General features: G+C 52.0%; 21 protein-coding genes and 3 tRNA genes. 12 read left to right on the top strand and 12 right to left on the bottom strand.

The features are described from left to right. Positions 1–30: 30 nt before the first annotated feature. The 4 genes from JSN25_RS07525 to orn all read right to left on the bottom strand — a co-directional run bounded on the left by JSN25_RS07525 (position 31) and on the right by orn (position 1,238). Positions 31–106 (bottom strand) — tRNA-Gly (locus tag JSN25_RS07525). A 156-nt stretch (positions 107–262) separates the two neighbouring features. Further along, positions 263–338, bottom strand: a tRNA-Gly gene (locus JSN25_RS07520). A gap of 37 nt (positions 339–375) precedes the next feature. Beyond that, positions 376–451: transfer RNA gene (locus JSN25_RS07515), tRNA-Gly, on the bottom strand. A 241-nt stretch (positions 452–692) separates the two neighbouring features. After that, positions 693–1,238 carry an oligoribonuclease gene (orn, locus tag JSN25_RS07510; protein ID WP_006686300.1) on the bottom strand — a complete coding sequence of 182 codons (546 nt, stop codon included), beginning with the start codon at positions 1,236–1,238 and terminating at the stop codon, positions 693–695. 105 nt (positions 1,239–1,343) lie between these two features. On the opposite strand from orn, the gene rsgA reads away from it, so the two are divergent. The 3 genes from rsgA to mscM all read left to right on the top strand — a co-directional run bounded on the left by rsgA (position 1,344) and on the right by mscM (position 6,794). After that, positions 1,344–2,396, top strand: coding sequence for a small ribosomal subunit biogenesis GTPase RsgA (gene rsgA / locus JSN25_RS07505; RefSeq protein ID WP_170973222.1), 1,053 nt, complete (start codon positions 1,344–1,346; stop codon positions 2,394–2,396). Between the two features lie 97 nt (positions 2,397–2,493). Further along, entirely contained in the window at positions 2,494–3,462 is a 969-nt protein-coding gene (gene asd / locus JSN25_RS07500) for an archaetidylserine decarboxylase (protein WP_061382723.1), read from the top strand. Between the two features lie 17 nt (positions 3,463–3,479). Further along, positions 3,480–6,794 (top strand): miniconductance mechanosensitive channel MscM, encoded by a 3,315-nt coding sequence (gene mscM, locus JSN25_RS07495; RefSeq protein WP_038636503.1) that lies wholly within the window; start codon positions 3,480–3,482, stop codon positions 6,792–6,794. Between the two features lie 94 nt (positions 6,795–6,888). On the opposite strand, the gene yjeM is transcribed toward mscM, so the two are convergent. After that, on the bottom strand, positions 6,889–8,391 hold the full coding sequence (yjeM, locus tag JSN25_RS07490) for a glutamate/gamma-aminobutyrate family transporter YjeM (RefSeq protein ID WP_038636500.1): 1,503 nt from the start codon (positions 8,389–8,391) through the stop codon (positions 6,889–6,891). A 213-nt stretch (positions 8,392–8,604) separates the two neighbouring features. Further along, positions 8,605–9,582: an elongation factor P--(R)-beta-lysine ligase gene (gene epmA / locus JSN25_RS07485; RefSeq protein WP_003830517.1), complete on the bottom strand. Its 978-nt coding sequence runs from the start codon at positions 9,580–9,582 to the stop codon at positions 8,605–8,607. A 324-nt stretch (positions 9,583–9,906) separates the two neighbouring features. On the opposite strand from epmA, the gene frdA reads away from it, so the two are divergent. Genes frdA through frdD form a run of 4 tightly spaced genes read left to right on the top strand, consistent with a single transcriptional unit; the run spans position 9,907 to position 13,197 of the window. After that, positions 9,907–11,697 carry a fumarate reductase (quinol) flavoprotein subunit gene (gene frdA / locus JSN25_RS07480; protein WP_038636496.1) on the top strand — a complete coding sequence of 597 codons (1,791 nt, stop codon included), beginning with the start codon at positions 9,907–9,909 and terminating at the stop codon, positions 11,695–11,697. After that, on the top strand, positions 11,690–12,424 hold the full coding sequence (frdB, locus tag JSN25_RS07475) for a fumarate reductase iron-sulfur protein (protein WP_006686291.1): 735 nt from the start codon (positions 11,690–11,692) through the stop codon (positions 12,422–12,424). The genes frdA and frdB overlap by 8 nt, the downstream gene beginning before the upstream one ends. A 10-nt stretch (positions 12,425–12,434) precedes the next feature. Next, on the top strand, positions 12,435–12,830 hold the full coding sequence (frdC, locus tag JSN25_RS07470; RefSeq protein ID WP_006686290.1) for a fumarate reductase subunit FrdC: 396 nt from the start codon (positions 12,435–12,437) through the stop codon (positions 12,828–12,830). A gap of 10 nt (positions 12,831–12,840) precedes the next feature. Then, positions 12,841–13,197: a fumarate reductase subunit FrdD gene (frdD, locus tag JSN25_RS07465; protein WP_003025535.1), complete on the top strand. Its 357-nt coding sequence runs from the start codon at positions 12,841–12,843 to the stop codon at positions 13,195–13,197. A gap of 41 nt (positions 13,198–13,238) precedes the next feature. Here the strand turns inward: frdD and ampR are convergent, their stop codons facing one another. Then, positions 13,239–14,114, bottom strand: coding sequence for a LysR family transcriptional regulator AmpR (gene ampR, locus JSN25_RS07460; RefSeq protein WP_069324727.1), 876 nt, complete (start codon positions 14,112–14,114; stop codon positions 13,239–13,241). A 131-nt stretch (positions 14,115–14,245) separates the two neighbouring features. Between ampR and blaCMY the strand changes: the two genes are divergently transcribed. Both blaCMY and JSN25_RS07450 read left to right on the top strand, forming a co-directional pair. Then, positions 14,246–15,391, top strand: a complete 1,146-nt coding sequence (gene blaCMY / locus JSN25_RS07455; protein WP_199952606.1) for a CMY-2 family class C beta-lactamase — start codon at positions 14,246–14,248, stop codon at positions 15,389–15,391. Between the two features lie 92 nt (positions 15,392–15,483). Further along, on the top strand, positions 15,484–16,017 hold the full coding sequence (locus tag JSN25_RS07450) for a lipocalin family protein (protein WP_038636486.1): 534 nt from the start codon (positions 15,484–15,486) through the stop codon (positions 16,015–16,017). Here the strand turns inward: JSN25_RS07450 and sugE are convergent. Then, positions 16,014–16,331 carry a quaternary ammonium compound efflux SMR transporter SugE gene (sugE, locus tag JSN25_RS07445; protein ID WP_038642963.1) on the bottom strand — a complete coding sequence of 106 codons (318 nt, stop codon included), beginning with the start codon at positions 16,329–16,331 and terminating at the stop codon, positions 16,014–16,016. The genes JSN25_RS07450 and sugE overlap by 4 nt on opposite strands. Before the next feature lie 256 nt (positions 16,332–16,587). Between sugE and JSN25_RS07440 the strand changes: the two genes are divergently transcribed. Further along, the gene (locus JSN25_RS07440; RefSeq protein ID WP_087857500.1) at positions 16,588–17,187 is read left to right on the top strand and encodes a helix-turn-helix transcriptional regulator; all 600 of its coding nucleotides are present in this window, start codon (positions 16,588–16,590) and stop codon (positions 17,185–17,187) included. A gap of 30 nt (positions 17,188–17,217) precedes the next feature. On the opposite strand, the gene ecnB is transcribed toward JSN25_RS07440, so the two are convergent. The 3 genes from ecnB to efp form a co-directional block, all read right to left on the bottom strand. After that, positions 17,218–17,364, bottom strand: coding sequence for a lipoprotein toxin entericidin B (gene ecnB, locus JSN25_RS07435; RefSeq protein WP_032940256.1), 147 nt, complete (start codon positions 17,362–17,364; stop codon positions 17,218–17,220). 107 nt (positions 17,365–17,471) lie between these two features. After that, on the bottom strand, positions 17,472–17,606 hold the full coding sequence (gene ecnA / locus JSN25_RS07430) for a lipoprotein antitoxin entericidin A (protein ID WP_016151394.1): 135 nt from the start codon (positions 17,604–17,606) through the stop codon (positions 17,472–17,474). 57 nt (positions 17,607–17,663) lie between these two features. Then, positions 17,664–18,230, bottom strand: coding sequence for an elongation factor P (efp, locus tag JSN25_RS07425; protein ID WP_006686282.1), 567 nt, complete (start codon positions 18,228–18,230; stop codon positions 17,664–17,666). Between the two features lie 41 nt (positions 18,231–18,271). Between efp and epmB the strand changes: the two genes are divergently transcribed. Both epmB and yjeJ read left to right on the top strand, forming a co-directional pair. Beyond that, positions 18,272–19,300 carry an EF-P beta-lysylation protein EpmB gene (epmB, locus tag JSN25_RS07420; RefSeq protein ID WP_204525573.1) on the top strand — a complete coding sequence of 343 codons (1,029 nt, stop codon included), beginning with the start codon at positions 18,272–18,274 and terminating at the stop codon, positions 19,298–19,300. Positions 19,301–19,484: 184 nt separating this feature from the next. Beyond that, complete coding sequence (gene yjeJ, locus JSN25_RS07415) at positions 19,485–20,348, top strand: YjeJ family protein (protein WP_204525572.1); 864 nt, start codon at positions 19,485–19,487, stop codon at positions 20,346–20,348. 88 nt (positions 20,349–20,436) lie between these two features. Here yjeJ and JSN25_RS07410 read toward each other — a convergent pair whose 3' ends face one another. Next, positions 20,437–20,790 carry a DUF4156 domain-containing protein gene (locus JSN25_RS07410; protein WP_038636474.1) on the bottom strand — a complete coding sequence of 118 codons (354 nt, stop codon included), beginning with the start codon at positions 20,788–20,790 and terminating at the stop codon, positions 20,437–20,439. Positions 20,791–20,897 lie beyond the last annotated feature (107 nt).

The following is a 20,897-nucleotide window of genomic DNA, read 5'->3' as shown; positions in this document are numbered from 1 at the left end:
GTTGTGGATATTTTTTTTGAGGTAAGAATTTGGAGCGGGAAACGAGACTCGAACTCGCGACCCCGACCTTGGCAAGGTCGTGCTCTACCAACTGAGCTATTCCCGCATAATCTTCGTCTTTCGAACCGCTACTGCGTTGGCTGCCTTCACTCGCCTTAGTCACTTACTTCAGTAAGCTCCTGAGGACTCATTCAGTTGCCGCCTTGTCGCAATTCGAAATCCTGCGATTGGTGGTCTGTGCTTAATAAGCACTTTCAAATTTTGGAGCGGGAAACGAGACTCGAACTCGCGACCCCGACCTTGGCAAGGTCGTGCTCTACCAACTGAGCTATTCCCGCTTNGGTGCGTCTGTGCTTAATAAGCACTTTCAAATTTTGGAGCGGGAAACGAGACTCGAACTCGCGACCCCGACCTTGGCAAGGTCGTGCTCTACCAACTGAGCTATTCCCGCAAATCTGTACTGCTTTTGTTGCTGCCGTAACGCGTAATTCTCTGTCGTTACGGGAGGCGCATTATACGAGAAATCCGTTTAGCTGCAACCCCCCTAAAAGCGATTTTCTTGTTTTTTCGTTTAAGTGCTGAATTTATCGGCAAGTCGTTTAATTTAGCGACAATCCTGACTTAGTGCAAGCTCGCAGGAACGATTTTCGTAGGCCGGGTAAGGCGCAGCCGCCACCCGGCAATCCACAAAATCAAAGCTTAATAAAATGTTCGCGGTAGTAAGCCAGCTCAGCAACCGACTCACGAATATCATCCATCGCCTGATGCGTTCCCTGCTTGGTGAAGCCAGCAAGGATCTCCGGCTTCCAACGACGCGCCAGTTCCTTCAGCGTGCTGACATCGAGATAGCGATAATGGAAATACGCTTCCAGCTCCGGCATGTATTTAAACAGGAAACGACGATCCTGACCGATGCTGTTGCCGCAGATAGGTGATTTTCCTGCCGGAACCCATTCTTGCAAAAAGGCCAGCGTGGCCAGTTCTGCTTCGCGATCGCCCATGGTGCTCGCCTTCACCCGTTCCACCAGCCCGCTACCGGTATGCGTACGTACGTTCCAGTCATCCATTAATGCCAGTTGTTCGTCGGACTGGTGCACCGCAATCGTCGGTCCTTCAGCCAGAATATTTAAGTTGGCATCCGTCACTAGCGTGGCGATCTCAATAATGCGATCGCGCTCGGGATCCAGACCAGTCATCTCCAGATCGATCCAAATCAGGTTGTTTTCATTGGCACTCATGCTATTTTCCACCCTTCAGCGTCACATTCAGTGTGACTATATTCATCTAAAATTGCGTGTATCATAAATGTTTTGCCCATCATGGGCGACCAGGAGCCAGTCCGATTGAGTAAGAATAAACTCTCCAAAGGCCAACAGCGCCGTGTGAACGCCAATCACCAGCGTCGTCTGAAAACGTCCGCGGAGAAGCCAGACTACGACGACAACCTGTTTGGCGAAACCGCTGAAGGCATCGTTATCAGCCGTTTTGGCATGCATGCCGACGTGGAGTCTGCTGACGGCGACATTCACCGCTGCAACATCCGCCGCACAATTCGTTCGCTGGTTACCGGCGATCGCGTAGTCTGGCGTCCAGGTAAAGCGGCAGCAGAAGGGGTAAATGTCAAAGGCATCGTTGAGGCGGTTCACGAACGTACCTCGGTGCTCACACGTCCTGACTTTTACGATGGGGTAAAACCCATTGCCGCCAATATCGATCAGATCGTTATTGTCTCAGCCATCTTACCCGAGCTGTCGCTTAATATTATCGACCGCTATCTGGTTGCCTGCGAAACGCTACACGTCGAACCGATTATCGTACTGAATAAGATCGATCTGCTGGATGCCGAAGGCATGGCCTTTGTTAACGAACAGATGGATATCTATCGCAACATTGGCTATCGCGTATTGATGGTATCAAGCCGCACGAAAGACGGTCTGAAACCGCTTGAAGAAGCGTTAACCGGTCGTATCAGCATTTTTGCCGGCCAGTCGGGTGTAGGTAAATCCAGCCTGCTCAATAACCTTCTCGGCCTGCAGGAAGCGATCCTGACCAACGATGTCTCCGATAACTCCGGTCTTGGGCAGCACACCACCACCGCTTCTCGCCTGTATCACTTCCCACATGGCGGCGACGTTATCGACTCCCCTGGCGTACGCGAGTTCGGACTGTGGCATCTGGAACCGGAACAAATCACCCATGGCTTTGTCGAATTCCATGACTACCTGGGTCATTGTAAATACCGCGACTGCAAGCATGATGCCGATCCAGGCTGTGCTATCCGTGAGGCTGTAGAAAAAGGGGAAATAGCCGAAACTCGGTTTGAAAATTATCACCGCATCCTGGAAAGCATGGCGCAGGTAAAAACGCGTAAAAACTTTTCTGATACAGACAACTGACAACTGACAACTAAGCTAAGCATCGCTAGAATCGTCCCCTTTTTCAGGATCCGGCCCATATGCCGGATCGGGAACAAATTATGGCCTGGAGGCTACCTTGTTAAACTCATTTAAGCTTTCGCTACAATACATTCTGCCGAAACTATGGCTCACTCGCCTGGCGGGCTGGGGTGCGAGCAAACGAGCGGGATGGCTGACCAAACTGGTGATCGATCTGTTCGTGAAATATTACAAGGTCGATATGAAAGAGGCGCAAAAGCCGGATACCGCCAGCTATCGCACCTTTAACGACTTCTTTGTTCGTCCCCTGCGCGACGAGGCTCGTCCAATCAATACCGATCCGAATGTACTGGTCATGCCTGCCGACGGCGTGATCAACCAGTTAGGTAACATCGAAGAAGACAAGCTGTTACAGGCCAAAGGGCACAGCTATACGCTTGAAGCGCTGCTGGCCGGCAACTACCAGATGGCGGACAAATTCCGCAACGGTACGTTTGTGACCACTTACTTATCACCACGCGATTACCACCGGGTACATATGCCATGTAACGGTATCCTGCGCGAAATGATGTACGTGCCAGGCGACCTCTTCTCTGTAAACATCCTGACAGCGCAAAACGTACCGAATCTGTTTGCCCGTAACGAACGCGTTATTTGCCTGTTTGATACCGAGTTTGGCCCAATGGTGCAAATTCTGGTCGGAGCGACTATCGTTGGCAGCATTGAAACCGTATGGGCTGGCACCATTACCCCACCGCGTGAAGGCGTAATTAAACGCTGGACCTGGCCTGAAGGCGAAAGCGAAGGGTCGGTGGCACTGCTGAAAGGTCAGGAAATGGGCCGCTTTAAGCTCGGTTCCACCGTCATCAACCTGTTCGCACCGGGCAAAGTTAACCTGGTTGAGCAATTGCAGGATCTTTCAGTCACGAAAATCGGTCAGCCAATGGCCATCTCAACCGAGACTTTCGTGACGCCAGAGGCAGAACCTGCCCCGCTGCCGAAAGAAGAGATCGAAGCAGAACACGACGCCAGCCCGCTGGTTGACGACAAAAAAGACGAAACTTAAACATAGGAATCGCTGCTGTGCGCCTGATTATCACTTTTCTGATGGCCTGGTGCCTCAGCCTGGGGGCGTACGCTGCGACGGCCCCCGACGCCAAACAACTCACCCAGGAACTGGAGCAGGCCAAGGCGGCGAAACCCGCTCAGCCAGAAACCGTCGAGGCGCTCCAGTCCGCGCTGAATGCCCTTGAGGAGCGGAAAGGCTCTCTCGAGCGCGCCGCGCAATACCAGCAGGTTATTGATAACTTCCCCAAGCTCTCCGCAACGCTACGCGCACAGCTTAGCAATCTGCGTGACGAACCACGCAACGTACCAACCGGACTGACAACTGATGCGTTAAACCAGGAGATCCTCCAGGTCAGCAGTCAGTTGCTGGAAAAGAGTCGTCAGGCCCAGCAGGAGCAGGATCGCGCCCGGGAAATCGCCGACTCGTTAAGTCAGCTTCCTCAACAGCAAACCGATGCCCGCCGCCAACTAAATGAGCTTGAGCGGCGTATTGGTACCGCCAACGCCAATCCCGCGCAGAATCAGGCGATGCAGGCTGAGTCCGCCAAACTCAAAGCCTTGGTCGATGAACTGGAGCTGGCGCAGCTTTCCGCCAACAACCGTCAGGAACTGGCGCGTATGCGCTCAGAACTGGCGGAAAAACAGAGCCAACAGCTCGACGCCTATCTGCAGGCATTACGTAATCAACTCAACAGTCAGCGGCAGCGTGAAGCTGAGCGAGCGCTGGAGAGTACCGAACTGCTGGCGGAAAACAGTGCGGGATTGCCCGAAGGCATTGTTGACCAGTTCAAGGTAAACCGCGAACTATCCCAGGCCTTAAACCAGCAGGCGCAGCGTATGGATCTGGTCGCGTCGCAACAGCGTCAGGCCACCAGCCAAACGCTGCAGGTACGTCAGGCGTTGAATACGCTGCGCGAACAGTCCCAGTGGCTTGGGGTCTCGAATATGCTGGGGGAAGCGCTACGCGCGCAGGTGTCTCGTCTGCCCGAAATGCCCAAACCTCAGCAGTTAGATACCGAAATGGCGCAGCTACGCGTGCACCGTATGCGCTATGAAGATCTCCTCAATAAGCAGCCGCAACTACGCCAGATCCATCAGGCCGATGGGCAACCGCTGACCGCGGAACAGAGCAGCATCCTCAACGCCCAGTTGCGCACTCAGCGTGAATTGCTGAACTCTCTGTTACAGGGTGGCGATACGCTGATCCTTGAGCTGACCAAGCTAAAAGTCTCCAATAGCCAACTGGAAGATGCGCTAAAAGAGGTCAACGAAGCGACGCACCGCTATCTGTTCTGGACGTCTGACGTCAGCCCTATCTCCCTCTCATGGCCTGTCGACATTGTTCAGGATCTGCGGCGTCTGATCTCATTAGATACCTTTAATCAGTTAGGTAAAGCCAGCATCATGATGCTGACCAGCAAAGAAACGCTACTACCGCTGTTCGGTGCGTTGGTACTGGTTGGATTTAGCCTCTATTCTCGCAAACACTTTACCCGTTTTCTTGAACGCTCGTCCGCGCGGGTGGGTAAGGTGACCCAGGACCACTTCTGGCTGACGATACGCACGGTATTCTGGTCAATACTCGTCGCCTCGCCGCTACCGGTACTGTGGGCCACCCTGGGTTACGGTTTGCAGGAAGCCTGGCCTTATCCGTTGGCCGTCGCTATCGGCGATGGCGTAACCGCCACGGTGCCCATGCTATGGGCGGTGATGATTTGCGCCACCTTTGCACGCCCTAACGGTCTGTTCATTGCCCACTTTGGCTGGCCGCGTAATCGCGTCGCGAAGGCTATGCACTATTACCTGATGAGCATCGGACTGATTGTCCCGCTGATCATGGCAGTAATTATGTTTGATAACCTCAATGACCGGGAATTCTCCGCCTCATTGGGACGCTTGTGCTTCATCCTGATTTGCGGCGCACTGGCGGTCGTGACTCTGAGCCTGAAGCGCGCCGGAATACCGCTGTATCTCGATAAAGAGGGCAACAGCGATAACATGGTCAACAGCATGCTATGGAATATGCTGATGGGCGCGCCGCTGATTGCCATCCTCGCGGCCGCAGTGGGCTATCTCGCCACATCGCAAGCTTTGCTGGCGCGTCTGGAAACGTCCGTGGCTATCTGGTTCTTGTTACTGGTGGTGTATCACGTCATCCGCCGCTGGATGCTGATCCAACGCCGCCGTCTGGCGTTCGACCGCGCCAAGCATCGACGCGCCGAAATGCTGGCGCAACGTGCGCGAGGTGAAGAAGAACCGCCGCACTCCACCAGTCTTGAAGGCGCGATTGACGTTGATGAAAGCGAAGTGGATCTCGACGCGATCAGCGCACAATCGCTGCGTCTGGTGCGCTCTATTTTGATGCTTATCGCCCTGCTTTCAGTCATTGTGCTGTGGTCGGAAATTCATTCCGCATTTGGCTTCCTGGAAAACATCTCGTTGTGGGATGTCACCTCTACGGTGCAAGGCGTGGAAAGCTTAGAGCCGATCACGCTGGGCGCGGTGCTCATCGCGATACTGGTATTTATCATCACCACCCAGTTAGTGCGCAACCTCCCCGCGTTGCTGGAGCTGGCGCTGCTGCAACATCTGGATTTAACCCCCGGCACCGGTTACGCCATTACCACCATTACCAAGTATTTGCTGATGCTGATTGGCGGTCTGGTTGGCTTCTCGATGATCGGCATTGAGTGGTCCAAACTGCAATGGCTGGTGGCTGCTCTCGGTGTTGGTCTGGGCTTTGGTTTGCAGGAAATCTTCGCCAACTTTATTTCCGGCCTGATTATCCTGTTTGAGAAACCGATTCGCATTGGCGACACGGTGACCATTCGCGATCTTACCGGTAGTGTGACGAAGATTAACACTCGCGCCACCACCATCAGCGACTGGGACCGCAAAGAGATCATCGTGCCCAATAAGGCCTTTATCACCGAGCAGTTTATCAACTGGTCGTTGTCAGATTCGGTCACCCGTGTGGTGTTAACTATCCCGGCGCCGTCAGAGGCTAACAGCGAGGAGGTCACGCAGATTTTGCTGACTGCCGCGCAGCGCTGTTCGCTGGTTATCGATAACCCGGCACCAGAAGTCTTTCTGGTAGATCTGCAGCAGGGGATTCAAATCTTCGAACTGCGTATTTATGCCGCAGAGATGGGACACCGTATGCCGCTGCGCCATGAGATCCACCAGCTGATTCTGGCAGGCTTCCGCGAACACGGTATTGATATGCCATTCCCGCCGTTCCAGATGCGTCTGGAGAGCCTTGGCGGTAAACAAACGGGAAGAACGTTAAGTTCTGCGGGCAGAGCCAGCCGCCCGGCAGGAAGTTTGTAGCGCATGATTCAGGCAAGAAATGTCGGATGGCGACCCGTTGGGTCTTATCCGGCCTACGAAAATGCTTCTTTGTAGGCCGGATACGCCAGGACGGTTACTCCACCGCCCACTCAGGTTCGTTGGCCATGCGACGGCTATAGTTCTGATAAATCGCCATCGCCAGCAGCGAGAAGAAGATCGGGCCGCCGGTCATCCACAATGCGCTGTTCCAGTCCCCGGCTTCAATCACCGGTTGGATGATGGTGAACACGTTGGCAAACGTCACCACCAATACCACCACGCCTGTTGTCAGTAACGTCGCCGCCCGCGTTTTAAAAATCACAAACGGCCTTTCCAGGTCCGTACGCGCTTTAAAGAATGGGAAAGCCAGCGCAAGGAACAGATACGGCAGCGTCATTGAGACGTTCGCCATCAGGGTCAGTTTGTTATAAAACGCTGAGGCCGTGTCGCCGCCAAACGAAACCAGCAGGATAAACAGGCTCACCAGTAAACACTGCAACCACATTGCCGTCGTCGGCATCCCCACCGCATTCAGCCTGGTCATCGGCGCGGGCCACAATGCCTTCGGCGTTCCCTGAATAATCGCTTTCAGCGGCGAGTAGCTGAGCGTGAAAAAAGCGCCCGTATAGGCGAGGAACATAGAAAGACCGGTGATACGCGCGAACCATACGCCCAACGCCATCGCGCTTTCCGGGGAAAGGTGCAGTGCATTACCCAACGTCATCCCGAGGCTTTTCATCAGGATATAGGTAATGTTGCCGAGGTTGACCGAGCCATCACTTAATACCTGTTGCCAGTTGGTGCTAACGCCCCATAAAAATATCGCCAGTGAATAACCGACAGAAATGACAATAGCGGCAAAGACAATCCCTTTCGCGAAGTTCTTTTCTGGCTTTTCTGTTTTATCTACCAGTCCCCCCACGGCCTCAATTCCGCCGTAAGCAAAAATAGCAAACACAACAAATGACAACATTGCCAGACCGGACTGATATCCCGGATTAGGCGAGGAGATAAAATTAATATCCTGCGCAAAGTGGCCACCCGTTAATAACAAAATAGCGACACTCACTAACAACAAAACTAAATTAAGACACATTACGGCAATTCCACCTACAGCCGTAATACGGGCAATCTTATTAATCCCCCGTGAAGCCACGCAGGTCACCAGAATCATCCAGCCGACGGCGAGCAGCCCGACAACCTGCGTAGGCTCAAGCCCCGCAAAACGCCAGTGCTGCGTCATGTCTGCGCCAAATAAGAAGGTCGAAAAAGGTACCCAGACCTTTGCCGCCGTGCTGACCATCCATATCACATAGGAAGAAAACCACATAAACGTGCCGATAAACGCATAACGTGGCCCAACGCTATTATTCATCCACGAATAGATTCCACCCTCTTCTTTCCGATAGGCGGAACCCATTTCCGCCATCATTAAAGCAAATGGAATAAAAAATAATAATGCGGAAAATATATACCATGGAATCGCGCTGTACCCCATTAAATAGAACGCGGAGGGGCTGTTAGCAAAACCAAAAACAGACGTAAATATCATAAGGATGAGACCAATCAGGCTCATCTTTTTTATTGTTTGGGTCATTAAACCATCCCTTACTCTGGCAAGCGTTTCACAAACGCCGCTCACCGATTGGCACTGCTCTCATTGCGGAGTTCAGCGATAAAAAATTAACACAGAATTGATACCTGAAAGATATCAAACATCCAGATGTAAATTGTGGCTATTAGAGGGTAAATGAAAAAATATGCTACAAAGTGGCTGTTTATCCGCCACTTTGTATGGAGAGAGCGTAAATTACGCGCGATCGACGGTAAATGCGATAACCTCAGCCAGGCTTTCCGCGCCCAGAGCCAGCATCACCAGACGGTCAACGCCGAGCGCCACGCCAGAGCAATCCGGCATGCCCACTTTTAACGCTTCAAGCAGGTTGGTATCGATAGGTTGCTGTGGCAGGCCACGCGCGGCACGTTTGCGGTTATCCTGTTCAAACCGTTGCTGCTGCTCGCGCGCGTCGGTCAACTCATGGAAACCATTCGCCAGCTCAATACCTTTGTAATACACCTCGAAACGCTCAGCCACGCGGTGATCTTCGGTACTGATTTGCGCCAATGATGCCTGGCTGGCGGGGAAATGATAAACAAACGTCGGTTTGTCTTTGCCGATATGCGGCTCAACGCCCATCGTGAACAGCAGTTGCAGCAACGTATCCCGATCTTCTTCAGTATCGGCGATATTGCTGAGATCCAGCTTAGCCGCTACTTCCCGCAGTTGGGTTTTGTCTGCTGATAGTGGATCTATCTCCAGATGGCGCTGAAAGGCCTGCTGATAAGAAAGGCTTTCCGCTGGAGAGCAGTCCAGCACTTGCTGGAGCAAATCATCCACTTCATTCATCAGGCGATACATATCGTAGTGGGGACGATACCACTCGAGCATGGTGAACTCAGGGTTATGATGACGTCCCATCTCTTCATTGCGAAAGCTGCGGCACAGTTGATATACCGGGCCACATCCTGCCACCAGCAGGCGCTTCATGTGATATTCCGGACTGGTCATTAAATAGAGATTCATTCCCTGGGAATGTCCGGGGCCGACGAAACGTGTTTCGAACGGGAACAGATGGATGTCCGTTACCGTTGCCTGACTCATACAAGGGGTCTCAACCTCAAGCACGCCACGATCGGCAAAAAAGCGGCGAATCTCCGCTATAATTGCTGCACGTTTTAACAGATTGGGGATGGACGCGCTCGGCTGCCAGGTTGCCGTTTCGCTCATGGTTGTTTCTCCGATTTAAGACAAGGGCACGAAGTCTACTCGTATCGCGCTAACGAGACAAATTTCCCGCGGTAGTAATCAGCACTGGCAATCGGGTAAAAAAAGCGACATTGGGTGGTTTAGTAATTAAATTAATCAAATTCAATGATAATTCCCCCCTTTGACACGCTAAAAAAATCGAACACGTCAAATTTCCCGCACATCCCTAAGACTATACTATTGTACCTATAAAGGAGCAGTGGAAACGCGTTCATAACCTGTTTGAAGCCGATGAAGCATCTGAGTTCAGGCGGGGATGAAATAACAACAATCTGGAGGAATGTCGTGCAAACCTTTCAAGCCGATCTTGCCATTATAGGCGCCGGTGGCGCGGGATTACGTGCTGCAATTGCTGCCGCACAAGCAAATCCCAACGCTAAAATCGCACTGATCTCAAAAGTGTACCCAATGCGCAGCCATACCGTTGCTGCCGAAGGCGGCTCTGCTGCTGTCGCGCAGGATCATGACAGCTTTGACTACCATTTTCACGATACGGTAGCAGGCGGAGACTGGCTATGTGAGCAGGATGTCGTGGATTACTTTGTCCACCACTGCCCAACTGAAATGACGCAACTCGAACAATGGGGCTGCCCATGGAGCCGTCGTGAAGACGGTAGCGTCAACGTACGTCGCTTCGGCGGCATGAAAATCGAGCGTACCTGGTTTGCCGCGGATAAAACCGGCTTCCACATGCTGCATACGCTGTTCCAAACGTCTTTGCAGTTCCCACAGATTCAGCGCTTTGACGAACACTTCGTTCTCGATATCCTGGTTGACGATGGCCATGCTCGCGGCGTCGTCGCGATGAACATGATGGAAGGCACGCTGGTGCAGATCCGCGCTAACGCAGTGGTAATGGCAACGGGCGGCGCAGGTCGCGTTTACCGTTACAACACCAACGGCGGCATCGTAACCGGCGACGGTATGGGCATGGCGCTGAGCCACGGCGTTCCGCTGCGTGATATGGAATTCGTTCAGTATCACCCGACGGGTCTGCCAGGCTCCGGTATCCTGATGACTGAAGGCTGCCGTGGTGAAGGCGGTATTCTGGTCAACAAAAATGGCTACCGTTATCTGCAAGACTACGGCATGGGTCCGGAAACCCCACTGGGCGAGCCGAAAAACAAATATATGGAACTCGGTCCGCGCGACAAAGTTTCTCAGGCTTTCTGGCACGAATGGCGCAAAGGCAACACCATTTCCACTCCGCGTGGCGATGTGGTTCACCTCGACCTGCGTCACCTCGGCGAGAAAAAACTGCTCGAACGTTTACCGTTCATCTGCGAACTGGCGAAAGCCTACGTGGGTGTCGATCCGGTTAAAGAGCCGATCCCGGTACGTCCGACCGCACACTACACCATGGGCGGTATCGAAACCGATCAGCACTGTGAAACCCGCATTAAAGGTCTGTTCGCTGTCGGCGAATGTTCCTCTGTTGGTCTGCATGGCGCTAACCGTCTGGGCTCTAACTCCCTGGCGGAACTGGTGGTCTTCGGTCGTATGGCTGGCGAACAGGCTGCGGAACGTGCTGCAACGGCTGGCGCTGCAAACAGTGCCGCGCTTGATGCACAGGTTGCCGGTATTGAAAAACGTCTGAAAGATCTGGTTAACCAGGAAGGTAACGAAAACTGGTCTAAGATCCGTGACGAAATGGGGATCTCCATGGAAGAAGGTTGCGGTATCTACCGTACGCCGGAACTCATGCAGAAAACCGTTGATAAGCTGGCTGAGCTGCAGGAGCGCTTCAAGCGCGTGCGTATCACTGATACCTCCAGCGTCTTCAACACCGACTTGCTGTACACCATCGAACTGGGTCACGGTCTGAACGTTGCTGAATGTATGGCGCACTCCGCTCTGGCGCGTAAAGAATCCCGCGGCGCGCATCAGCGTCTGGATGAAGGCTGCACCGAGCGTGACGACGTAAACTTCCTCAAACACACCCTCGCCTTCCGCGATGCTGACGGCACGACTCGCCTGGAATACAGCGACGTGAAAATCACCACTCTGCCACCGGCTAAACGTGTTTACGGTGGCGAAGCGGAAGCAGCCGATAAGAAGGAGAAGGCGAATGGCTGAGATGAAAAACCTGAAAGTTGAGGTGGTGCGCTATAACCCGGAAACCGATACCGCGCCGCACAGTGCTTTCTACGAAGTTCCTTACGATGAAACCACGTCTCTGCTCGATGCGTTGGGCTACATCAAGGATAACCTGGCGCCGGACCTGAGCTATCGCTGGTCCTGCCGTATGGCAATCTGCGGCTCCTGCGGCATGATGGTCAACAACGTGCCGAAGCTGGCGTGCAAAACCTTCCTGCGTGATTACACCAACGGTATGAAGGTTGAAGCGCTGGGCAACTTCCCGATTGAGCGCGATCTGGTCGTCGATATGACGCACTTTATCGAAAGCCTGGAAGCGATCAAACCGTACATCATCGGTAACCCGCGTACACCGGATCAGGGTCCAAACACCCAGACTCCGGCGCAGATGGCGAAGTATCATCAGTTCTCCGGTTGCATCAACTGTGGTCTGTGCTACGCCGCGTGCCCGCAATTCGGCCTGAACCCTGAGTTCATTGGACCGGCTGCGATTACGCTGGCGCATCGTTACAACGAAGATAGCCGCGACCACGGTAAGAAAGAGCGTATGGCTCAATTGAATAGCCCGAACGGCGTCTGGAGTTGTACTTTCGTGGGCTACTGCTCCGAAGTCTGCCCGAAACACGTCGATCCGGCTGCGGCCATTCAGCAGGGTAAAGTTGAAAGTTCAAAAGACTTTCTTATCGCAACCCTGAAACCACGCTAAGGAGTGCAACATGACGACTAAACGCAACGCCTATGTGCGGCCAATGACGTCCACCTGGTGGAAGAAACTGCCGTTTTATCGCTTTTACATGCTGCGTGAAGGCACAGCCGTTCCGGCTGTCTGGTTCAGTATTGAACTGATCTTCGGCCTGTTTGCGCTTAAGCACGGTGTGGAATCCTGGGCTGGCTTTGTCGGGTTCCTGCAGAACCCGGTGGTGGTGATCCTTAACATCATCGCCCTGGCAGCCGCGCTGCTGCATACCAAGACCTGGTTTGAGCTGGCGCCGAAAGCGGCCAACATCATCGTAAAAGACGAAAAAATGGGGCCAGAGCCAATCATCAAAGGGCTTTGGGCGGTTACTGTGGTTGCGACAGTAGTAATACTGTTTGTTGCCCTGTTCTGGTAAGGAGTCCGGAATGATTAATCCAAATCCAAAACGCTCTGACGAACCCGTATTCTGGGGCCTGTTTGGTGCAGGCGGTATGTGGAGCGCAATCATTGCGCCGGTGATGATTCTGCTGGTAGGCATTATGCTGCCGCTGGGCTTTGTTCCTGATGCCTTCAGCTATGAACGCGTCCTGGCATTCGCTCAGAGCTTTATCGGTCGCGCATTCCTGTTCCTGATGATCGTCCTGCCGCTGTGGTGCGGTTTACACCGTATGCATCACGCGATGCATGACCTGAAAATCCACGTGCCTGCTGGCAAATGGGTATTCTACGGACTGGCAGCTATCCTGACCGTAGTAACGGCCATTGGTATCCTGACCATCTAATTGCATGCGTTAACTATCAGGCCCGCCATTGGCGGGCCTTTTTATTTGTGCAGAGCCCCAGCCAACCAACGGGAAAACTCACGCATTGCAGATGTCTCCGGTCGGGATTGCAAACGCGTTATCCAATAGCTCCCCAGATCAATCTGCGTTAGAAACGGTTGAACGATACGTTCACTACCAAGCAGATGAGTGAACATTCTTACCGGGGCAATCGCCACCCCGATCCCCGCCTGCGCGGCCTCCAGCATTGTGACGGACGAATCAAACACCACCACGTTGTGCGTCGGTGACGGAGGCGCTTCTCCGGCGGCCTGCATCCAAAGCGTCCACTCATCTCGCCGATAAGAGCGTAATAACGGGAATTTCAGGAGGTCTGCAGGTACCTTGATCTGTGCGGCTAATTCTGGCGAGCAAAGCGGGGACATCAGCGCGCTACACAAATATTGTGCATCGGTATCGTGCCAGGCACCCCCTCCGTAGCGAATGGTATAGTCCAGTCCCTCGGCGGCGGGATCTACGCGGTTATTGTGGGTGGAAATATGCAAATCAATATGCGGATAACTACGCTTAAAGTCGCTGAGCAGAGGAAAAAGACAACCGACCGCAAAGGTCCCCACCACTCCGATTTTAAGTTTTTCCTGGGTTTTTTTAGTAGCAAAACGATCCAGCATCCCCGCCATACGATCGAAAGAATCATTAAGTACAGGTAACAGACTTTCCCCTTCTGTCGTCAGCATTAACCCACGGGAGCCGCGCACAAACAGCTGACAATTTAGCTGCTGTTCCAGCGCTTTGACATGCTGGCTGATGGCAGAATGCGTCACGTTGAGCTCAATCGCAGCGCGGGTAAAGCTAAGGTGTCTGGCCGCGGCTTCAAAAGCTCGCAGTGAGTTAAGAGGAATATAGCTACGCGTCATCATCCAGCCTGTTAGAAAAACTTATATCTGCTGCTAAATTTAACCGTTTGTCAACACACTGCAAATCAAACAAACTGATTGCGTCTGACGGGCCCGGACACCCTTTCGCTTTTTATTACGGAACTGATTTCATGATGAAAAAATCGTTATGCTGCGCGTTGCTGCTGACAGCCTCTTTCTCCACGTTTGCCGCCGTAAAAACAGAACAACAGATTGCCGATATCGTAAACCGTACCATCACACCGCTGATGCAAGAACAGGCTATTCCGGGTATGGCCGTGGCAATTATCTACCAGGGAAAACCCTATTACTTTACCTGGGGGAAAGCCGATATCGCCAATGACCGCCCCGTCACCCGGCAAACGCTGTTTGAGCTTGGATCGGTAAGTAAGACGTTTAACGGTGTGCTGGGCGGCGATGCTATCGCCCGTGGTGAAATTAAGCTCAGCGATCCGGTCACCCAATACTGGCCCGAATTAACTGGCAAACAATGGCAGGGTATCAGCCTGCTGCACCTGGCCACCTATACGGCGGGTGGTCTGCCGCTTCAGGTACCTGACGACGTTACAGATAAAGCGGCATTACTGCGCTTTTATCAAAACTGGCAGCCGCAATGGGCCCCGGGTGCTAAACGCCTGTATGCTAACTCCAGTATTGGTCTGTTTGGCGCACTGGCGGTGAAACCTTCAGGAATGGGCTATGAAGAGGCGATGACCAAACGCGTCCTGCAACCATTAAAACTGGCGCATACCTGGATTACGGTTCCACAGAGCGAACAAAAGGATTATGCCTGGGGTTATCGCGAAGGGAAGCCCGTGCACGTATCTCCGGGTCAGCTTGATGCCGAAGCCTACGGGGTGAAATCCAGCCTTGTCGATATGACTCGTTGGGTTCAGGTCAACATGGACGCCAGCCAGGTGCAGGAGAAAACGCTCCGACAGGGAATTGAAATTGCGCAGGCTCGTTACTGGCATATTGGCGACATGTACCAGGGATTAGGTTGGGAGATGCTGAACTGGCCGGTGAATGCCGACTCGATAATCAACGGTAGCGACAGTAAAGTCGCGTTAGCGGCGCTTCCCGCCGTTGAGGTCAATCCGCCCGCTCCTGCAGTGAAAGCCTCATGGGTGCACAAAACCGGCTCCACTGGCGGATTTGGCAGCTACGTTGCGTTCGTTCCGGAAAAAAATCTCGGCATCGTGATGCTGGCAAACAAAAGCTACCCAAACCCTGCTCGCGTCGAGGCCGCCTGGCGCATTCTTGAAAAATTGCAGTAACTGACGATGAGGTCCGCTATAGCGGACCTCGTTTCTTCCTCTTCTTTTCCTGCTGTCATCTACACTTAACAAAAAACAGTAAGGAAAATCTTATGCGCATTCTGCCCGTCGTTGCTGCAGTTACCGCTGCATTTCTGGTTGTCGCCTGCAGTTCCCCTACACCGCCAAAAGGCGTTACCGTTGTGAATAACTTTGACGCCAAACGCTATCTTGGTACCTGGTATGAAATTGCACGTTTAGACCATCGCTTCGAACGTGGACTGGAAAAAGTGACCGCAACGTATAGCTTGCGCGACGACGGCGGTATCAACGTGATCAATAAGGGCTATAACCCGGACAGAGGGATGTGGCAAAAAACGGAGGGTAAAGCCTATTTCACCGGCGACCCAAATCGGGCGGCGCTCAAGGTGTCATTCTTCGGCCCCTTCTATGGTGGGTATAACGTGATTGCGCTCGACCGGGAATATCGCCACGCGCTGGTGTGTGGTCCGGATCGCGATTACCTGTGGATCCTTTCACGGACCCCCACCATTTCAGATGAAATGAAGCAGCAAATGTTGGCTATCGCGACCCGGGAAGGGTTTGACGTCAATAAACTGATTTGGGTGAAACAGCCTGGTGCTTAGTGAGTGCTCAGCTTCAGACCAATAATGCCAGCCACAATCAGCCCCAGACTCAGCAAACGCGCCGGGCTGGCAGATTCACCCAACAGCAGAATCCCGGTAATGGCCGCCCCGACGGCGCCAATACCGGTCCAGACGGCATAGGCGGTCCCAACTGGCAAGGTGCGCATCGCCCAGGAGAGCATGGCAATACTGACGATCATCGCGACAATGGTGATAATGCTTGGCGTCAGACGAGTGAAGCCGTGGGTGTATTTCAGGCCAATCGCCCAAACAACTTCGAGCAAACCGGCAATTAATAAAATGATCCAGGACATATCAGGCTCCAGAACAATGGGGCCGTCCCCGGTGAAAGAAGCGTTTGCAGGTCGTCCTGCAAAGCTGGTGTATGAAATGGCATTTTTGCCCGACAGAAAATGAATTTCAACCTTTTTATTCACCGTCTGTTAAAAGCAAGAATTAAGCATAATTAGCGGCGTAGTTCCCGCATTTGGCACTCATCGGAGTTCTCTATGATGAAGGGCTTTCTGAAATCAGAAAGTCGATTGCCCCTCTTCTGAATGCGAAAAGTTTATGCTTAAAATTTTAGTGATTGACCGATGCCACTTTACCCGCACAGGGATTGAGGCCTTGCTTAATCATTCTGGCAGGTTCAGCTCCTCATTTCTGGTATCAGGAATTAATAATCTTCTGTTGGCAAAAGAGCATATTTTGCAGTGGAAACCGCATCTGGTCATTGCGGATTTATACAGTTTTATTAGCGAGGCGCATTCCACTCCGCCAGTTAAGCCCTTTTTCATGAGCTGTGGCGTCATCCCGTTGATTTTACTGCAATCAGCGGACAGACAGCACACATCCGTCCCGACTTCTCAAGCCATCGCCCATTCGGTATTAACCAAACACACCTCGCTAAACACACTCACACACACGATTCAGGAAGCGCTACAAGATCGCCCCACATTATCATTAGCCGAAAACCCGACGCCACTGCTGACGCCGCAGGAGGAGAAAGTATTGTCAATGTGGATGGATGGCGTGAGCAACAGTGCGATAGCCGCCACGCTCAGCATTCATGGTAAAACGGTGTATACCTATAAACGAAATATTCGTATGAAGCTTCATCTGGGGAACCGCTTCTCACCGTTTCTCTCGCTCCCGCATAAGGAGAGTTAACGGTACGACCCGGCGTCGTACCGTTGAGCGTTATTGCTGAGCTTTTGTCGCTGCACCAGAAATAGCGTTACCACCGTCAGAAATATCCTCCCCTACGCCTCGCGTGGTATTACACGCGGTTAATACGGAAGAAAGTACCAACACAGAAAAGATCGCAGCAATTGTCTTCTTAATCATAACGTCTTCCTTTTCTAGCCAATATTGTTTGTGTATAGCTACTTAATAATAGACAAGATCCGGAAGTGTGATGGATAAACAATCGTTTTTCAGATTATGTGAGAAGTTTAACTGGCGGCGTGAGAGATTGAATTGCCGAGGTGTTTGATGTCTTCACCGAAGCCGCGCGCGGTATTACAGCCCGCCAGTAGGGTGCTGGTGAAAAGGATTAGCATTACAAGACTGAGAAGACGTTTCATCATTCCTGCCCTGGAAAAAGTATGGCGCAGCAACCTGCGCCACAAGATCAAATAAGTGTTTTATTTTACGCGGGAAACGTATTCGCCTGAGCGAGTATCCACTTTGATCACTTCGCCGATCTGTACGAACAGCGGAACTTTAACGACTGCGCCGGTAGACAGAGTAGCCGGTTTGCCGCCAGTACCAGCGGTATCGCCTTTCAGACCTGGGTCGGTTTCAATGACTTCCAGCTCAACGAAGTTCGGCGGGGTCACGGAGATCGGCTGACCGTTCCACAGGGTCACGATGCATTCAGCCTGGTCCAGCAGCCATTTAGCGTTATCGCCTACCGCTTTTTCATCTGCAGCCAGCTGTTCGAAAGTGGTGTTGTTCATGAAGTGCCAGAATTCACCGTCGCTATACAAGAAGGTCAGGTTCATGTCGGCTACATCTGCGCCTTCGGCAGAGTCGGTAGACTTGAAGGTTTTCTCTACGCGAGTACCGGTCAGCAGGCGACGCAGCTTAACGCGCGCAAACGCCTGGCCTTTACCTGGTTTAACGAATTCGCTGGCTTCAACCGCATACGGTTCGCCGTCCAACATGATTTTAAGACCAGCACGAAAATCGTTGCTATAGTACGTTGCCATAAGGCCCTCTGAAAATTGTTAACTGGTAGCTAAGCCACAAAATGGCGCATATTGTAACCCTAAATACCCCATCCAGAGAAGATTGGTTATCGCAACTTGCCGATGTTGTGACCGATCCCGATGAACTTCTGCATCTTTTGAATATAGACGCAGATGAAAAACTGTTGGCCGGACGCGACGCGAGACGACTTTTCGCCCTGCGCGTACCACGCGCGTTTATTGCGCGCATGGAGAAAGGCAATCCGAACGATCCGCTTCTGCGTCAGGTACTTACCGCCGAGGAAGAGTTTGTTGCGGCGCCAGGCTACTCGACCGATCCGCTGGAGGAACAACACAGTGTGGTTCCTGGCCTGCTGCATAAATATCGCAACCGGGCGCTGCTGCTGGTCAAAGGCGGCTGCGCGGTAAATTGTCGTTATTGCTTCCGCCGACACTTCCCGTACGCCGAAAATCAGGGCAACAAGCGCAACTGGCAGGTCGCTCTGGACTACATTACTGCCCATCCTGAGTTAGATGAGGTAATCTTCTCCGGCGGCGATCCGTTGATGGCCAAGGATCACGAACTGGACTGGCTGCTCACGCAACTGGAAACCATTCCACACATTAAGCGTCTGCGCATTCACAGCCGTTTACCGATTGTGATCCCTGCGCGCATTACCGAAGGGCTGACCGAGCGTTTTGCTCACTCTTCATTGCAAATTCTGCTGGTCAATCATATTAACCATGCCAATGAAGTTGATGAGACGTTTCGTCAGGCGATGCTCAGACTGCGCAAAGCAGGCGTCACGCTACTCAATCAAAGCGTATTGCTACGGGGTGTTAACGATAACGCCCAAACCCTGGCCAACCTTAGTAACGCACTGTTTGATGCGGGTGTTATGCCCTATTACCTGCACGTACTGGATAAAGTGCAGGGTGCCGCCCACTTTATGGTCAGCGACGACGAAGCACGTCAGATTGTGCGTGAACTGCTGACGCTGGTTTCCGGTTATATGGTCCCTAAACTGGCGCGAGAAATTGGCGGAGAACCCAGTAAAACGCCGTTGGATCTGCAATTACGCCAGCAATAATGATTATTGAGTGTCCGATTATGGACACTCACTACCAATCCCGAGTATTTAATATCCGTGCAGGTGGAGTCGCACTTTTAATATGTGCTATTTTAACTGGTACTGTGCAACAACTCATTTGCAAAATTTATAAATTAATAAAAATATAAATCCCCAATAAATATATGGTTAGGGAGAACCCTGGATGGCTATTAGTATTAATGGTATTAATACCGGTGTTATTCGTCAGAAGAATGAATTTATTGCTCTGGCACTCAAGATCAAAGAACCAAGAAATAAAGAGTCACTGTTTTTCCTCTCACCGTTGGGGCTAAGAGATCTGCTTATCGCTCTGGAGAGCAGACTCCATGCGAAGCACCAGCTTAGCGAAGAAGCGCGTTTGCGATATGAAAAAGAACGCGACAAAGCCAGTAAAAAGATGCACGAGAATATCCCTTTAATTCAGGAAGATGAGTTAAAAAATGCGGATATAAACCGTCGCATCAATTCTCTGGTGTTAGTGGATGATAAAGGAGAAAGCTTAGCATTTTCTCTGACACTGCATAACGGACAAATCCACGAATTACTGATTAATGAACTGCAGATCCAGGTATTAGCCTATGCAATCATTCATGCAATAAAAAATGCTGGCATGCAGGAATTAGCGCTAAGAATAACATCGCTGCTGGATTTCCTGCCGCTGTACGATGTTGACTGCCAGCAAAACGATAATCTTGAATATGATTCATATACACAACCAGAATGGAAACATAACCTGTTTAACCATTACCTGGCGATTATCTACCGCTATAAGGATGAAAAGGGTAAAGCTCAATTCTGTGGCTCAGTAGTGAAAACTCGCGCCCTTTCCGGCAGTAAAGAAGCTGAGGCCATTACCCGACGCCTTCTGGACTTCAGCCCACGACTGAAAAAACTTGCCGGTGTCCCGTGCCAGGTGTTTGTCAAAACGTTGACGGGAGATAAAACCCAAAAGCTCAATCAGGATCAGTGTTTGCGCGCGCTACATCATTTACGCGTTCAGTCTGCGCATAAAGCTCAGAATGCCTGATGGCGCTGCGCTTATCAGGCCTACGATCATTTATACCGTAGGCCGGATAAGACGCTTTAGCGTCGCCATCCGGCATCAACAGCTTTTATCAGTTTGGGCACTTATAAACCTGACCATTCATCTCACTGGCGGTAGGAACAAAACTGGACAGCATTCCCTGTGATGGGCTGCTGACGCCATAAATTACGTTACCCCCCATTGCTGCGGCCTGGTTACGCAGATCGTTCGCTGCGCCACGCATAGACCCACCCTCTTCGCCATGCTGACCAGAAAGCCAGTTGCTCTGCGTACCGGTTGCAGTGCCAATCAGCTGGCACTCTGCGCCTGGCTTGTCTTCGACAAAACGTACGTTTTGTCCGGCTGAACTCAGTTCGTTGCTGGAGCTACAACCCGCCATCAGTAGCGCGGCACCAACGATCCCTGCTAAATATTTCACGTGCATGTCATTCCCCATAATCAATTAGTTGGACGTTATGTCCGTAGCTGAATCATATACTAAAAAGATGACCAAAAGAAAAACCCCCAGACATTTCTGCCCGGGGGTTTTCA

This window comes from Citrobacter cronae, from assembly GCF_016893685.1.
Lineage (GTDB): Bacteria > Pseudomonadota > Gammaproteobacteria > Enterobacterales > Enterobacteriaceae > Citrobacter > Citrobacter werkmanii.
The sequence above is the reverse complement of the archived record's forward strand: the minus strand, read 5'-3'. Positions and strand labels throughout refer to the sequence as shown.

Bases quoted from the DNA above. Each gene is read 5' to 3' on its own strand.
- orn (WP_006686300.1), bottom strand. From the start codon at position 1,238: ATGAGTGCCAATGAAAACAACCTGATTTGGATCGATCTGGAGATGACT.
- yjeM (WP_038636500.1), bottom strand. From the start codon at position 8,391: ATGACCCAAACAATAAAAAAGATGAGCCTGATTGGTCTCATCCTTATG.
- epmA (WP_003830517.1), bottom strand. From the start codon at position 9,582: ATGAGCGAAACGGCAACCTGGCAGCCGAGCGCGTCCATCCCCAATCTG.
- frdB (WP_006686291.1), top strand. From the start codon at position 11,690: ATGGCTGAGATGAAAAACCTGAAAGTTGAGGTGGTGCGCTATAACCCG.
- frdC (WP_006686290.1), top strand. From the start codon at position 12,435: ATGACGACTAAACGCAACGCCTATGTGCGGCCAATGACGTCCACCTGG.
- frdD (WP_003025535.1), top strand. From the start codon at position 12,841: ATGATTAATCCAAATCCAAAACGCTCTGACGAACCCGTATTCTGGGGC.
- ampR (WP_069324727.1), bottom strand. From the start codon at position 14,114: ATGACGCGTAGCTATATTCCTCTTAACTCACTGCGAGCTTTTGAAGCC.
- blaCMY (WP_199952606.1), top strand. From the start codon at position 14,246: ATGATGAAAAAATCGTTATGCTGCGCGTTGCTGCTGACAGCCTCTTTC.
- JSN25_RS07450 (WP_038636486.1), top strand. From the start codon at position 15,484: ATGCGCATTCTGCCCGTCGTTGCTGCAGTTACCGCTGCATTTCTGGTT.
- sugE (WP_038642963.1), bottom strand. From the start codon at position 16,331: ATGTCCTGGATCATTTTATTAATTGCCGGTTTGCTCGAAGTTGTTTGG.
- JSN25_RS07440 (WP_087857500.1), top strand. From the start codon at position 16,588: ATGCTTAAAATTTTAGTGATTGACCGATGCCACTTTACCCGCACAGGG.
- ecnB (WP_032940256.1), bottom strand. From the start codon at position 17,364: ATGATTAAGAAGACAATTGCTGCGATCTTTTCTGTGTTGGTACTTTCT.
- ecnA (WP_016151394.1), bottom strand. From the start codon at position 17,606: ATGATGAAACGTCTTCTCAGTCTTGTAATGCTAATCCTTTTCACCAGC.
- efp (WP_006686282.1), bottom strand. From the start codon at position 18,230: ATGGCAACGTACTATAGCAACGATTTTCGTGCTGGTCTTAAAATCATG.
- epmB (WP_204525573.1), top strand. From the start codon at position 18,272: ATGGCGCATATTGTAACCCTAAATACCCCATCCAGAGAAGATTGGTTA.
- yjeJ (WP_204525572.1), top strand. From the start codon at position 19,485: ATGGCTATTAGTATTAATGGTATTAATACCGGTGTTATTCGTCAGAAG.
- JSN25_RS07410 (WP_038636474.1), bottom strand. From the start codon at position 20,790: ATGCACGTGAAATATTTAGCAGGGATCGTTGGTGCCGCGCTACTGATG.